The organism is Rhizobium sp. USDA 4016, from assembly GCF_056279705.1.
This window is the reverse complement of record NZ_JBWCCY010000004.1, coordinates 664929-678874: the sequence shown is the minus strand read 5'-3', so window position 1 is coordinate 678874 and position 13946 is coordinate 664929. Positions and strand designations below refer to the sequence as shown.

The 13946-nt window shown below is 59.4% G+C and carries 11 protein-coding genes; 6 read left to right on the top strand and 5 right to left on the bottom strand.

The genetic code is table 11. The features are described from left to right. The first annotated feature begins 7 nt into the window (after window positions 1–7). From ACZ9DP_RS18600 to ACZ9DP_RS18580, 5 genes are all read left to right on the top strand, one after another. Window positions 8–658, top strand: a complete 651-nt coding sequence (locus ACZ9DP_RS18600; RefSeq protein ID WP_476203201.1) for an RraA family protein — start codon at window positions 8–10, stop codon at window positions 656–658. Next, window positions 655–1599 (top strand): carbon-nitrogen hydrolase family protein, encoded by a 945-nt coding sequence (locus ACZ9DP_RS18595; RefSeq protein ID WP_476203200.1) that lies wholly within the window; start codon window positions 655–657, stop codon window positions 1597–1599. The genes ACZ9DP_RS18600 and ACZ9DP_RS18595 overlap by 4 nt, the downstream gene beginning before the upstream one ends. A 287-nt stretch (window positions 1600–1886) precedes the next feature. After that, entirely contained in the window at window positions 1887–2792 is a 906-nt protein-coding gene (locus ACZ9DP_RS18590) for an MmgE/PrpD family protein (RefSeq protein WP_476205402.1), read from the top strand. Between the two features lie 682 nt (window positions 2793–3474). Then, complete coding sequence (locus ACZ9DP_RS18585; protein WP_476203199.1) at window positions 3475–4551, top strand: ornithine cyclodeaminase; 1077 nt, start codon at window positions 3475–3477, stop codon at window positions 4549–4551. Window positions 4552–4579: 28 nt separating this feature from the next. Next, complete coding sequence (locus ACZ9DP_RS18580) at window positions 4580–5929, top strand: MmgE/PrpD family protein (RefSeq protein ID WP_476203198.1); 1350 nt, start codon at window positions 4580–4582, stop codon at window positions 5927–5929. 695 nt (window positions 5930–6624) lie between these two features. Here ACZ9DP_RS18580 and ACZ9DP_RS18575 read toward each other — a convergent pair. The 3 genes from ACZ9DP_RS18575 to traI all read right to left on the bottom strand — a co-directional run bounded on the left by ACZ9DP_RS18575 (window position 6625) and on the right by traI (window position 9621). Continuing rightward, the gene (locus tag ACZ9DP_RS18575; RefSeq protein ID WP_476203197.1) at window positions 6625–7980 is read right to left on the bottom strand and encodes an amidohydrolase family protein; all 1356 of its coding nucleotides are present in this window, start codon (window positions 7978–7980) and stop codon (window positions 6625–6627) included. A 35-nt stretch (window positions 7981–8015) separates the two neighbouring features. Further along, window positions 8016–8777 carry a response regulator transcription factor gene (locus ACZ9DP_RS18570; protein WP_476203196.1) on the bottom strand — a complete coding sequence of 254 codons (762 nt, stop codon included), beginning with the start codon at window positions 8775–8777 and terminating at the stop codon, window positions 8016–8018. A 217-nt stretch (window positions 8778–8994) separates the two neighbouring features. Continuing rightward, window positions 8995–9621, bottom strand: a complete 627-nt coding sequence (traI, locus tag ACZ9DP_RS18565) for an acyl-homoserine-lactone synthase (protein WP_476203195.1) — start codon at window positions 9619–9621, stop codon at window positions 8995–8997. A gap of 188 nt (window positions 9622–9809) precedes the next feature. On the opposite strand from traI, the gene rctB reads away from it, so the two are divergent. Next, entirely contained in the window at window positions 9810–10232 is a 423-nt protein-coding gene (gene rctB / locus ACZ9DP_RS18560; RefSeq protein WP_476203194.1) for an SMa0974 family conjugal transfer regulator, read from the top strand. A 33-nt stretch (window positions 10233–10265) separates the two neighbouring features. Here the strand turns inward: rctB and ACZ9DP_RS18555 are convergent, their stop codons facing one another. Further along, window positions 10266–11747, bottom strand: coding sequence for an HlyD family type I secretion periplasmic adaptor subunit (locus tag ACZ9DP_RS18555; protein ID WP_476203193.1), 1482 nt, complete (start codon window positions 11745–11747; stop codon window positions 10266–10268). After that, a complete protein-coding gene (locus tag ACZ9DP_RS18550; RefSeq protein ID WP_476203192.1) occupies window positions 11744–13921 on the bottom strand; it encodes a type I secretion system permease/ATPase in 2178 nt (725 codons plus the stop codon). The genes ACZ9DP_RS18555 and ACZ9DP_RS18550 overlap by 4 nt, the downstream gene beginning before the upstream one ends. Window positions 13922–13946 lie beyond the last annotated feature (25 nt).

The following is a 13946-nucleotide window of genomic DNA, read 5'->3' as shown; positions in this document are numbered from 1 at the left end:
TTGTCGAATGACTGAACCATACCGGATGAGAACGCGGCCAAAGGCCATTCCGCAATCATTGCGAACCCTCCTTGCGGATGTCGAAACCGCAACCATCGGCCATTTCGAATATGTCGGATTCGTGGGCGCGTGTATCACCCCCGTCTTTCCGGCAAAGGCGATTGGAACGGCGATCACGGTGGCCGCACCAGGCCGCGATGGAACCGTCATCTACAAGGCCATCGATCTGCTTACCCCGGGAGATGCTCTCGTCATCTCCCGGGTTGATCAGGACGACGTTGCCTGCGTCGGCGGCGGTGTCGTGGCAGCTGCCCGCGCGCGCGGAGCGGTGGCCGTCATCGTCGATGGACCCTGCACGGACGTCGAAGAGATTCGGGCCAGCCAGTTTCCAGTCTGGTGCCGCGGCGTCTCATCCAAGACGACGAGCCGTCGGCACAGGATCGGTGGCGCAATTAACGTCCCAATTGCGTGCGGTGGTGCAGCCGTGCTGCCGGGCTATGCAGTCCTCGCTGATCACGAGGGCGTCTTCGTTGCCGAACCCTCGCATATGCGCCGCGTCGCCGACTTTGCTCTCAGACGACAACGGCATTCGCTTCAGCTGCGGCCCCATCTTGAGGCCGGCCATTCCATCTTTGATTTGGACCAGGTCGTATCATGAAAATTTCCCTCATCCAGATGAATTCCCAGCCCGACCGCGATCTCAACCTGCACGCTGCCGAGACCCTGATGCACCAGGCAATGGAACGCGATAGACCAGACCTCATGGTGCTTCCGGAGCATTTCGACTGGTCCGGTGGAACCGCTGCAGAGAAGCTCACCGCGGCTGACGACATGCCGGGCGGCAAGGCCTATCGAATGCTGCAGGAATTCGCGGCTCGAGAACAGATCTGGATTCACGGCGGAAGTCTGCTCGAAAGGATCGGAGGAAGTTCAAAGATATATAACACGACGGTGGTTTTCGACCCGATGGGTCGGGAGGTCGGACGCTACCGGAAAATCCATCTATTCGACATCGAAGCGCCGGATGGCAAGATCTATCGTGAATCCGAGACAGTGGCCCCTGGCGATAGACTTTTCATCTACGAAGCGCACGGCTTTAGGATCGGCTGCGCCATCTGTTACGATCTTCGTTTTCCCCGACTCTTCGATGCGCTTTCGAGTGCGGGTGTCGATGTCGTCATTCTACCAGCAGCCTTTACGCTGCAAACGGGTAAGGACCATTGGGAAGCACTCTGCCGTGCGCGTTCTATCGAACTCCAGGCCTATTTCGTCGCCTGCGGACAATGGGGTGGCTATGTCGCAGCGAATGGGGAACGGCGTTTCACCTATGGCAATTCTCTTGTCTGTGATCCCTGGGGCCAAGTGATCGCCCGAGCGGCCGACCAGGTCGGCATGCTTGCTACTCACATCGATCGGGCTCGCGTTACGGCGGTCCGGCAGCTCATTCCGACCGCATCGCACAGGACAAACTTCGAAGGATTGGCCCGAACATCCCTCGATCGCAGTATCGCCGGCTCGTGCAGTTGTTCCTCCTGTACCGGCAGGCGACGTGACAGTGCTCCAAATTCTTGTAGTGGCGAGACGACGAGACACCCGTAGACTTCGACGTAGCCATCGTCCGTCCGCCCAACCGGATAAAAAACCATGACTCCCTCAATAGCCCAAAGGATCGGCGAATATATCGCCGCGGAATCTTGCTCGCGTCTTCCGCCGGAGGTCATTCACAAGAGCAAGCTTTGCATAATGGATTCGATTGGCTGCCTGTTCGGCGCGCGTAATCTGCCAGTCTCCCGCATGATGGACAGCTTTTTTACTGGTAACCATGCGACCGGCTCTGGTGTCCGGTTACTCGATTCTGGAATGGCGGCCTTCGCAAGGCGTCACTTATCAATGCGCTCGACTTCGATGACATCTACGAGAAGGGCCACCCCGGCGCCACCGTCATCGCAGCCGCGTTGTCGATGGCCGCCCATAGGGAGTGTTCGGGTGCGGACCTTTTTGAAGCGGTCGTCGTCGGTTACGAGGTCAGCTGTCGTGTGGGGATCTCGCTGCTTCATCAAACGCCCAGAAAGACAATACACGGGCATGGGACATGGCAGTTATTCGCGGCGACTGCAGCGGCTGCGAAGTTGATGCGGCTTGAGGCAAGACAAGCGGCGCAAGCAATCGCGATCGCCGCCGTCAATGCACCAGTCGCCTCGGTCATGAAAACCGTCTACGGCAAAACACCATCAATGGCGAAAAACAACTTCGGGGCAGCCGTGCAGACGGGCGTCAACGCGGCGCGGCTTGCTGTGGCGGGCTTCGAGGGCCCACTGGATGTCTTCGAGGGTCCGACAGGGTTCTGGCGTATGGCCGGGGCTGACGAGTGCGATTTCGGCAAATTGACCAGTGGCTTCGGTTCGACCTACGAAATCTCAAAAGTCGGCTTCAAACCTTTCAGCTGTTGCCGGCTTATCCAGAGCAGCGTGCAGGCGTGCCGCGACGTCTTCACAATGGCCGGAATTGATACTGCGGCCGGCCAGCGCATCAAGCTGAGTGTCACGGCACCTCCAATCGTTTGCGAACCGCCATTCAGCACTGTGCGGCCGAAAGACATGTGGGCGGCGCAGTTCAGCGCGCCCCATGCTATTGCGATGGCAGTCCTTGGCGTTGAACCTGGCCCGGATTGGTTCGCGGACGACTGGCTGCGTCACGATATCGCTGGGAGCCTTCAGGCCATCATAGAATTTATGCCTCGTTCGGCGCGCGACCTATCTCGCGAGCCGCATGCAGCAAGTGCTTGCTTGTAGCTTCAGGATGGACGAGTGCTCGAAAAGCATGTGCCATTTGCTGAGGGGGAGGCTGCCAACCCTATGCAGGAGTCCGCTCTCGAAACAAAGTTCCGGCGGCTCACGAGCTCGGCAGTCGGAGAGTGGGCTTCCCTTGAAATGCTGGATAATTTGCAGAACCTAAAGAGCGCCACTTCCGTTCAGCCGTTGGTCCGCTGCGTCTCAGGAGCCGTTTAAAGAGCGCAACCGCATAGCGGGTGGAATCTATGCTTATAAGTCCCGGTCAGGCGACTCGATCGGTTCCGCAGATGCGGCTGAAAAGCGGAACAGGCATTAGGGGATTGGCACGCAGCAATATGCCTATCCTGCGAAGCCGCCGGGTAACCGGTTCTCTGAGGGCTGACCTTGCCCCGGCAACGTCACGGTGAAACTGCGACGGTGCGATCGGGCGTTAGGACAGGAGTGGCATTTTCCACTTAAGCGCCGGCCAGTTCAGACGGCTCTGCGCCATATTCTCCGCAACAATAAAGATCCGTAGGACTAAGAAAGTTTAATATTGGAACTTCGCGAGCCTTTCTTTCTCCACACAAGCATCCCTCCGACAACAAAAACATGTCCCGATCTTTCCTTTAACGGCCGCCACCGAAGTGCGAGATTCCCATAGCCACATTGGTTGGATGTGGGACCCCAATGGAGGATAGCGATGGAGACCGTAGCCAGATATTTTTCGCATACTGACATGGCATGTCTCGGCGTCCGCCTTAATGCGGGTGATCTTCACAACGCAGCCAAAGAGGTTTGGTCCGACATGCGTCTCGGACGGGCACACGGCCTGAAGTCCGTCCTGTCCTTCAGTGAAGCCGAACTTTGGAAGCAACCGGAGTTTCAGCCCTATCGTGACGAACTCAAGGGCGAGCGATTGGGCTGGAAGCTCTCTGCGCTCTCCAGCGTCGGAGGCCGGTATGCGGCGGTCAAAGTGGTCGGCGCCAATGCAATAAACCGCCGCTTTGGCAGGCCCCGTTCTGCCTCGACAATCATTCTCCTCGACAGCTTCACGCTGCGTCCCCTTTGCGTGATCGATGGGACAGAAATCTCCGCAGCACGAACGGCAACCTATGCCTCGGTCGCCCTCGAGCGCTTCTTCTCAAAGGAAAACGACCTATCCGTATTTCTCTTTGGAGCAGGCCCAATTGCCGAGGAAATCGTCAAAGCGCTTGGCCACTTCGGAAAGGATATTATCTCGACGATCTACGTGCGCAGCCGATCGGGAGCTTCCGCGCGGCGGCTTGTCGAAAAACATGGACCGACCGCGGGAGTTCCGCTTGAGGCTGCTTCGGACAATCGCAAGCTGCGGGATTGCCGCTTCGTAATCACCGCCTCCAATGCCAGCGAGCCGGTTTTCGCAGCGCCGGATATATTCGCGAATGCCGTTCTTCTGCATCTTGGCGGAGACGAAACGCCTGTCGACCACATTCAAACGGTTCTCCGGTCAGGCCTCGCAGTCTGTGATGACGTTTCCATGGTATCCCGGCGCAACTCACAAAGCCTTGCGCTCTATTTCTCGCGGATGGGCGCAACGCTGGAGCAACTTGGCCCTTTCCTCGGGATCACCGGCTTTAAAGACGTCGCTGAGGTTGAAGACGTGCCGGATCGCCCGATCCTGATCACCTGCGTCGGTCTGCCGATGCTCGACCTCTATGTCGCCGCCCACGTCTACGAAACCTGGCTCAGGCCCGGCGCTGGCGCAGCGCCACCTCCCGGCTCGCCCGTTCACGCATGAGTGGAAACGATGGTACCCGGAGGCACAGATGTACACCACCCGGATCCTGGCAGATCATCTGATGACCTATCCCTCCGCCGCGTTGCCAGCCGAGGCGAGACAAAGCGCCCTTTGCTGCATTCTGGACGCGGTGACTGCAGCAGTGGTAGGAAGCGAGGTCGGCGGTGCGCGTGTTGTGCGCGAGATCGCCCGGCAAGAATTTGGAGTCGGCCGCGCACCGATTTGGTTTACCGGTGAAAGCCTGGGGACAACGGCTGCGGCCTTCTGCAACGCTGCCTCGGCATCGGCGCTCGATTTCGACGACGGTCATCGCGGGGCGCGCGGTCATCCTGGTGCAGCCGTCGTACCCGTTGCTTTGTCGGTGGCTTGTGAGACCGATGCGCCCGCCGACGAAATCCTAGCCGCCGTTGCTCTCGGATATGAGGCCGGTATCCGTATTGCTGTCGCGCAAAATCCCGATGCCATAAGGAGCCGGCAATCTGGACGCTGGACAGGGTATGGCGCCGTCGCCGCGGCCGGGAGTCTCTATGGCACCGGTCCGGCAGCACTAGCCCAGGCTCTTTCGATTGCCGGAGTACTGGCCCCGAACCAGGAGGCAAACGGAAGCTCGGGCTACGCGAAATGCACTGGAAATGAGGTCAAGGAAGGCATCCCGTGGAGCGTGGTAACCGGGCTCCTCGCATTGCAGCTCGCCGAGCGAGGATTTACAGGCCCGCTGGATCTGCTTGATCACCATTCACATTTCGATCCGTTGGTCATCGCTGCAAGCTTTGAGCAACCGATGGAAATCTCAAATGTCTATTTCAAACCATACTCCTGCTGCCGCTACATTCATCCTGCTCTTGACGCGCTTGCGGCGGTCTTTCGCCGTGTCGACTTTACGCCAAAGAAGGTCGTTTCAATAGACGTGCATACATTTCAGTGGGCTCTTCGGCTTGCCAATTCTGTCTCTCCAAAGACCTTGACCGATATCCAATACAGCCTCCCCTATTGCATCGCGATTGCCGCCATCGATGGAATTGCAGCACTTGCGCCGATTGGCGAGGCCCAACTCGCCAGACCAGACCTATGCGACTTTGCCCGAAAGGTGCATCTTTTGGTCGACCACGACATCGACAGGCGCTTCCCCACGGAAACGCTCGCACATTTGTGCCTGCACGCAAGCGATGGTACGACAGTGACCTCTGACGTCACGGCGCCACGCGGCGACAAGGCGCGGCCGATGGATTGGGATGAGCTTGTCGACAAGTTTCGCGGAGCGACTCGGAAAAAACTCCGTCCTAAGGCGCAACGCACTATCCTGAACGGGCTTGCGGCAATGAACAGAGGAGACGCCGCTCCTTTCCTCCAATGTCTGCGTATGCCGTTAATTCAGTGAAATGGCGCCTTCAGTCGGCAACGTCCGCCGGCGGCTTTTGCCATTTATCTCTCGATCAAAGAAAAGTTAGCGTTAAGGTGACTTCCAGTGCTTCGTGATTGTCGCTTGCCGAGATTTGTGCCGACACTCCTCTCAAAGCCCAAACTTGGATGAAGTTGAGCTGGTGTCCGATCTTCTGATTGAATCGGTGATTTTCGATCGAGACTTCATATCGGGAGACCAGAGGTGATTTCGACCAACCGGGTGACTCAGGCTCTTGCCGAACTGGACGAACTGCAAAGCCTTGACCAACGAACCATCGACGGCTCTCCTCGAGATCCGCGATGCTACTCAGAATGCGAAAGATGCAGACGTCGAAGTCTTTCGTAAGCCGCATTGCCGGCCAATCGACCTGTGAAAGATCGGGCCTTGCTTTCGAGCGTTCTCCTTTTTTCAGGCAAGCGCGCACGTCAGGAAATCTTTGAATTGATTCTCGAATAGCCGGCACCTGCCTGTGGAAGTCATACGCCGGCCTGTATTTCCGGCCATGACGAGTATCGGCGGGAATATGCCGGGATGATCACGGAATCTCACAGACCGCAAATACCAGACCCATACCCGAGTTTACTTCCAAGTATGGGCCAAGTTTTTGTCAATTAAAGGCTTTTTGAAATTATTTATATTGGTCAGCACCAAGCTTTGTTTGGGTCCTTCCGTCAGACTGGCACGCCGTTCCTGACGGCAACACGGCCATCGATTACGACATGCCGGACACGACTAAGGTTCACGTGGTCAACCACGGTCAAATCCGCGCGCTTGCCTTTTTCTATCAGCCCGCGATCCCCTGCCATTTGCGGGAAGACGGCCGCGACGTTCCCGGTGGCAAGCGCTACCGCTGCTGGGGCCGACAGCTGCTCCTTTCTTACCATCCGGTGAATCGCCTCGAGGATGCCATCCCAATGACCACCCGCGAAGTCGGTCGAAATCGTATCCACGCAACCACCGTCGATGAGCGCATCCAGGTTGGAGGCGTCATTGCGCCAATGCGTGCTTATGCAGTCCAGTGTAGAAACGTCTATAACCGCACCCTTGCTTCTCAAGTCGAGGGCAATCGAAACGGCCTCCTCCGGCAAGAAGCTCGGATGATTGCTGTGCCCGGCGACGATCAGTGCGTTTGGATGTTTTTCAACCACCGTGCACAAGCGTTTTGCGGATGGCGCTGCGTTGTGGAAAATGGCGGGGTAGCCGACCCGCGCCGCCTCCCCAGCGATCTCATCGAAGCCGTCGAGGGAGAGTGCGACGGATGGCATTACGGATCGTGTGATGATCTCGCGGATGCGCTCAGTTGTGACATGCGGAGACAGGCCCGCACGTTCCAACTCATCCTCCAGCATCGGACCCGACATTCCACCGGCTTGATCGAGAAAGCGGCCGAGAACAACATCCTTCAGGCGTCTCGCCGTTGCGGGCGTTACCTCGATCCCAGTCTCCCGCAGAACCGCCTCCGGAATGAACCTGTATTCCTGAGCCCCGCCGCCCAATGTCTGCCCGCCGCCAGCCTCTCCAAGTGCAACCGCGCCGGCCGCAAGCATTTCATCGATCGTCGCACTCAGGTGCGGCACTGACAGGCCTCTGCCGTCGACGGCAAGGGCTGCCTGGATGTTCTTGAGCGTATGTGCCGTGGACACACGAATATCCATCTGATGGTGGACCTCGCCGTCAGAATAGACCTCATCGGCCATTGCCAAACCACAGACATTCAAAAGAGTAGTTGTTCCTTGAAGAAGATGCCGATTGCGAAAATAGGTGATGTCGTCAGCATAGAGCGGGGGCGAGCCGCTCGGCATCGACGGCCCGCAAATGCATCCATGCGCATGTGCATTGATGATGCCTGGTATGACGATGCTGCCTGTCGCATCAATGATTGTTCGCGCCGCGATTTCGTCGCTCGTCCCAGCACTCCCAATTTGGATATCTGCAATCCTCCCGTCCTTGACGTAGACGGTCGCTCTTTTGTGAAACGCCTTGCCATCGCCGGTGATGAGGGCTCCATTGCGGATAACGATATCCATGACGAATGCTCCTTTTTAACGGCCATGATGCAGTTCTAGCTGTCGGTCTCCTCGCCCGGCCGATCCGCCGCCCCGTCCGGATCATCCAGGCGGGAGGCGTCCAGCATGTATCCGGATGACCTGACCGTCCGGATCACATCGGATCCGCCTGCCACATTCAATGCCTTGCGCAGCCGCACGACATGCACATTGACCGTCTTGGCATCGACGTAGCGGCGCTCCGGCCAACCAGCTTCGATGAGTTGCGCGCGGCTGCAAGCTTGCTCACGGTTCTCCATCAAGAATTGCAGCAACCGGAATTCGATTGGTCCGAGATGAACGCTGATACCAAAGCGCCTGACACTGTGCCGGACAGTATTCAGTTCAATTCCCGCATAGGCGAGAATGCGTGCATCGCCCGCCGAAGGATGCGAGCCGGACTGGAACAGAACCCGGTTCCGCAGAAATCCGAGCAGCTTGGAAGGTGCAATCGGCCTCACGAAATTCTCATCGATTCCAGCCTTCAGCAGATCGATGAAGCGACCCTCGGCACCTGGCCCGACCAGGGCGACCGTCATTATCCCCACGGTCTGTGGCTCCTGTTTCAGCCTCAGGCACGTGTCTGGCGCAAGGGTTTCGCCGGAGCGACAATCTAGAAGGATCGCATCGACGTGATTTTCGCGCGCGAGATGGACAATCTCCTCCACGCCCGAGCCCAACGTCACGTCGTATCCTTCGGCTTCCAAAATGTGGACAAGCAACAGGTAGTAGTCCGCGTCGGTTGAACCGATGAGGATCTGGGGCCTCCTCGACGTCAATTCTCTCTCCCTTGGCGCCAGTTCCGATCGTTCACGACAAACCCACTTCCAGCAGAACACCGCGCGAGCCACGGAGAAGGGCTTAAACAGTTGCATTTCTCCTTGCCTGGCTCCTGACTCCGGCGCACACGCCGATACGGTGCAGGGAAGAGTACGTGGCGGAACGCAGCGCGCCTTCTATTCTCACTCCTAAAACACTCGAGCCATTAGGCTCGCGTCATGCCGCGACATCATCGCGCTTTCCAATTGCCGATCGGTAGCCGACGGGGCGAAGGCGTTCGAAACTTTCCGCGTTTGCAGGAAGGGTTCCCGCAACGGCAATGGTATTTCCAATCGGGCACGGCACCCCAAGACGCTGCATTGGCCAGCCGGCACGTTTGAGAATTCGTTCGAAACGCAAGTCGGTCGCCGTGACGATCTCATGAAAGCCGCTTGCGATCGACCATTCGATAATGCCTGCAAACATCATGAGCGTTGTCTTGTGTAGAAAGCCGCCTGTATGAGTTTGGGCGAGTGACGTATCAACGCAGAAACGTGAGCTTTCGACCATGCGCGCATGCACGTCGAGCCTGCGCGATGACAGCAGTTGCGGGAAGGTGTTGGCGAGCATTGTCGGCCCCATCGCCGGAAGAAGCCTGGCGCAACCCGCAACCTTGCCCGCCGACGATACGGCAAGGATGTAAGTGGGATCGAGTTGGTCGTACTCGTCAGCCTCAAGGCCGTTTCTGACCTTTACATCCCAATTCAGCCTGTCGCGAAAGACCCGGGCACGCAGCCTATGCATCGAATCGATCAGGTCAGCAAACTCACCGCAAGCGGTCGAGCGGACAGTCAGTATCTGCATAAGCAACTCCGATACAAATTGGTTCACTGCGTATTGGACACCAATCTCCTCCCTTAGGCGACTAATAGAATTAGCAGTCGAGGGCGCCGGCAAAGCGTGCACTAAGTCAGGCCGACGGTTGCATCGTGCCGCGGACCAGCGGCCTTGGAGGCATGGGCTGTCCCAGGGGTCAAGGAGGTAACGGACTGGTGGAAACGAGAGGGCAGGCGACAATTAAAGCGGAAACCTATGGGCATGCCGCCGAGAGCTACGTCTTGGCGTCGAACCCGCGCGACCTCGTTGAGCAGATTTCCCTGCCGATCTCCCATCTCGCCCGGAGGGTCAGTGGCAACGAGGCGGAACAGACACTAACCTTCGACGAAGGCAAGGCAATCGTCCGGATCTTCGAGGGAGGCCTCCTGTTATGGGTCGGTGCGAGCAATCTCGTCGTCCGCCATGCTCTTCAGCTGCTGCTTGAGAGTGGTCTTTTTCTTACGACGTCGGATGAGCGGCTGGAAATCTCGTGGTATCCGACTGCAGGTGAGCCCTTTGCCGTGATCGAGGGGCTGCTGTTTGCGACGCCTCGCAACGACGGTGCCAGATGTGAAGGGCTGGGCCCGGGGGGAACTTGAAATAGACAACAAAGCCAAACGGCCTTTTGCCATTCACCGCTCCTTCATTGCTCCAGACGCGATCTCGGCCAGTGGCGAGAACAGATATTCGAGGATGCGCCGCTGCCCGGTCTTGATCTCGACCGTCACCGCCATACCGGGCGACAGGAGCTGGCTGTTGCCCTCCACGTCGATCGCATGCGTATCCAGCTTGACCGTGACGGGGAACACCAGGTTCTGGACGCGCTGGGCATTGGCGATGGGAACCGCGCTCTGCAAGGCCTTGGCGGGATCGCCTTCGAGCTGGCCGGCATCCGGTTCGGGAATGGCGTCGCGGGCGACGGCGGTCACCTGTCCGGTGATGGTCCCATAGCGGGTGAAGGGGAAAGCCTCGACCTTGATGACGACCGGCTGGCCGACGGCAACGAAGCCGATATCCCGGTTCGGAAGATAGGCTTCGACTTCGAGCGCCCCGTCGCCCGGAATGATCCGCATCAGTTCGGCGCCGGCGCTGACAACCTGACCGACGGTGGTGATGGCGGATGCCTGCACGGTGCCATCGATCGGACTGAGGATGGTCATCGATTGGCGCCGCTTGCTCGCCTTGACGAGCTGCTGCTTCAATCCGTCGGCCCGCCGCGAAGCCTCGCCCTGGCGGCCGATGTTGTCGGCAATGAAGGTGGCAAGCGTCTTTTCACTGTCACTGGTTGCCACGGCCAGCGAGGCCCTGGCTTCGGCAAGCTGGCCGATCTCGGCCGTCAGAACGGCGATCTCTTCCTGCTGCGTCTGCGTCGCATCGATCAGAGCAGCCCTCGTTCCGGCCGACCGATCGATCAGGGCGTCGTGGATCTTGACGCGTTCGGAAAGCGTCGCGACCAGTGCCGTCTGCGCGGCGATCGTCCGATCGAGCCTGTCGATGGCCGCCTGCTGCTGGATGCGCTGCGCCGCGATGTTCCTGAGGGCGGCGTCGAGCTGCAGCAGGTCGGCCTTGTAGATGCCTGCCTCCCGTTCCCGGACATCAGCGGCAATGGTCTCCGGGAGATCGAGCTGTGTTTCGGATACGTGCCGATCCCTCGACCAGAGTCCTTCGGCCTGCCATTGCCGGGCTGCGGCGACCGCTGCCTTGCGGCGGGCGACTTCGGCATTCAATGCCTCAAGCTCTGTCAGCACGCCGTCCTCGTCGGACTTCAACTCGGTTTCGTCGAGCTCGACGAGCAGTTCGCCGGCCTTGACCCTCGCGCCGTTGGTGACTGGAACCGATACCGTCCTGCCGGTCTCGATCGACTGAATGACCTTCACCCGGCCGGTCGGCTGGATCTTTCCCTGGGCGGTGGCGACGATGTCGAACTTGCCGAAATAGCTCCACAGCAACGCGCTGCCGACGACGACGGCGATAAACCACATGAAGGCAGTCCGGATCGGAGAGGCCGGTGTCTCAAGAATCTCGAGGGCTGCCGGCAGAAACGCATTGTCGGCGCGCGGCCGCTTCGGCTGCCGTCCACCACCGGGCTTTCGAGGACGCACGAGCATGTTCATGCCTGATTGAACCCCGTCTGCAATTCCCAGAGATGCGCATAAAGCCCGTTCGGCCGGGCCAGCAGCATTTCGTGCGTGCCCTCCTCGACGATACGGCCGTCCTTCATGCCGATGATGCGGTCGCAATGCCTGACGGTCGCCAGGCGATGCGCGATGATGATGACGGTGCGGCCTTTGACGATCTCGCGCATATTGCCGAGAATGATCCGCTCGCTCTCGTAATCGAGCGCGCTTGTCGCCTCATCCAGGATCAGCATCGGCGGATTGGTTGCCAAAGCGCGGGCAATCGCCAGCCGCTGCCGCTGGCCGCCGGACAGGTTTGCTCCCCTCTCCTCGATCAGCGTGTCATAGCCGCGCGGAAGCTTGGCGATGAACTCATCGGCACCGGACAACCGCGCCATGCGGATGGCGGCAGCCCGCGACATCGACGGGTTCACCAGACAGATATTGTCGTGGATCGTACGGTTGAACAGCATGTTCTCCTGCAAAACCACGCCGATGTTCGAGCGCAGCCAGGCCGGATCGACCTGGGCGATATCCTGGCCGTCGACGAATACCTGGCCGCTGCCTGGCACATAGAAGCGCTGGACAAGCTTGGTGAGCGTCGACTTGCCGGATCCAGAAGGACCGACGATGCCGATCACCTCCCCCGGCTTTATGCCGAAGGTGATGTTCTTCAGGATCTCCGGTCCATCCGGTGCATAACGGAAGTTCACATGCTTGAAGGCAATGGCACCGCGCGGCGGCGGCAGACTAACAGCAACCGAGGGCCGCGGCTCGGCCGGCGCATTGAGGATATCGGCCAGCCGCGCGACTGACACCTGGACCTGCTGGAAATCCTGCCAGAGCTGCGACAAGCGCAGGATCGGCTGCGAGACCTGGCCGGCGATCATGTTGAACGCAACAAGTGCCCCAACCGTCAGCTCACCGTCGATCACCGCCTGGGCGCCGAAGAGCAGCAGTGCCGCCGAGGTGATCTTGTTGATGTACTGGATGGCGTTCTGGCCCTTGGCCGCCAGCATCGTCGTGGCAAAGGACGACTGCACATAGCCGGCCAGCCGCTCTTCCCATTGCGAGGCGACCACCGGCTCGACGGCGGATGCCTTCAGGGTTTGGACGCCGACGACCGTCTCGACCAGAAACTGCTGGCTATAGGCGCCGCGCTCGAACTTCTCGTCGATCTTGTCCTTTAAGAGCGGCCGGATCAAAAAGCCGATCGCCAGATAGAAGGGGATCGAGGCGACGACGATCCAGGCAAGCTGCGTCGAATAGGAAAACAGCACGAAGACGAAGACGAAGGTGAAGATCAGGTCGAGCCCGGAAAACAGCCCTTGGCCGGTCAGGAAGTTGCGGATGGTCTCCAGCTCGCGAACGCGTGCGATCGTCTGGCCGGTCGGGCGCGTCTCGAAGTAGTTCAGCGGGAGGTTCAGGAGGTGGCGAAACAGCCGCCTTCCGAGCTCGACGTCGATGCGGTTGGTGGTGTGGGAGAGCGCATAGGTGCGCATATACTGCAGGAGCACGTCGAACAGCCCAACGGCGACCAATCCGACGACCAGCACGATGAGGGTCGAATAGCTGCGATGCGCCAGCACCTTGTCGACCACGACCTGGAAGAACAGCGGCGTGATCAGCGCGAAGATCTGCACGATCAGCGAGGCGAGCAGCACGTGTCCGAAGGCATGGCGGTAGCGCCAGATCGACGGCAGGAACCAGCGGAAGCCGAAGCTTGCGCCTGCAGCACCTGGACCGGCAAAACGGCGCTGAGCCAGGATGAACGCGCCGGACGTTTCGACAAGCAGCGCCTCAGGCGCGACTAACCGGGCGGAAAAGTCGATCGGATTGATGAGCTGATAGAGGCCTTCCGGATTGGCGGCGCCGAGAATGGCGAAGGAGCCGTCGCGCAGGCAGGCGATTGCCGGCACCGGAAGTGTCGCCAGACGTTCCTTGCGGACGCCACGCACGGTGCGGGCCTTGAGGCCGATGATCTTGGCAGCGCGCATGATGTCATCCGGCTGTGCCGGCTGGTCGAGCGCAAGTTCCCGTGCAAGCGTATCGGGCCGAGCCGAAATGCGAAAATATCCGGCAATCGCGGCAATCGCTGCAAGGCCAGCATCGTTCGCCCCGAGGGCTTCCGCCTTCTGGTCCTCATCCTTGTCAAGAAGAGCAACGCTCATCGACAGGGCGCCTCGCGCAAGAGGC

Excerpts from the sequence above, each read along its gene's own strand:
- ACZ9DP_RS18600 (WP_476203201.1), top strand. The coding sequence starts at position 8 with ATGACTGAACCATACCGGATGAGAACGCGGCCAAAGGCCATTCCGCAA.
- ACZ9DP_RS18595 (WP_476203200.1), top strand. The coding sequence starts at position 655 with ATGAAAATTTCCCTCATCCAGATGAATTCCCAGCCCGACCGCGATCTC.
- ACZ9DP_RS18585 (WP_476203199.1), top strand. The coding sequence starts at position 3,475 with ATGGAGACCGTAGCCAGATATTTTTCGCATACTGACATGGCATGTCTC.
- ACZ9DP_RS18580 (WP_476203198.1), top strand. The coding sequence starts at position 4,580 with ATGTACACCACCCGGATCCTGGCAGATCATCTGATGACCTATCCCTCC.
- ACZ9DP_RS18575 (WP_476203197.1), bottom strand. The coding sequence starts at position 7,980 with ATGGATATCGTTATCCGCAATGGAGCCCTCATCACCGGCGATGGCAAG.
- traI (WP_476203195.1), bottom strand. The coding sequence starts at position 9,621 with ATGCAGATACTGACTGTCCGCTCGACCGCTTGCGGTGAGTTTGCTGAC.
- ACZ9DP_RS18555 (WP_476203193.1), bottom strand. The coding sequence starts at position 11,747 with ATGAACATGCTCGTGCGTCCTCGAAAGCCCGGTGGTGGACGGCAGCCG.
- ACZ9DP_RS18550 (WP_476203192.1), bottom strand. The coding sequence starts at position 13,921 with ATGAGCGTTGCTCTTCTTGACAAGGATGAGGACCAGAAGGCGGAAGCC.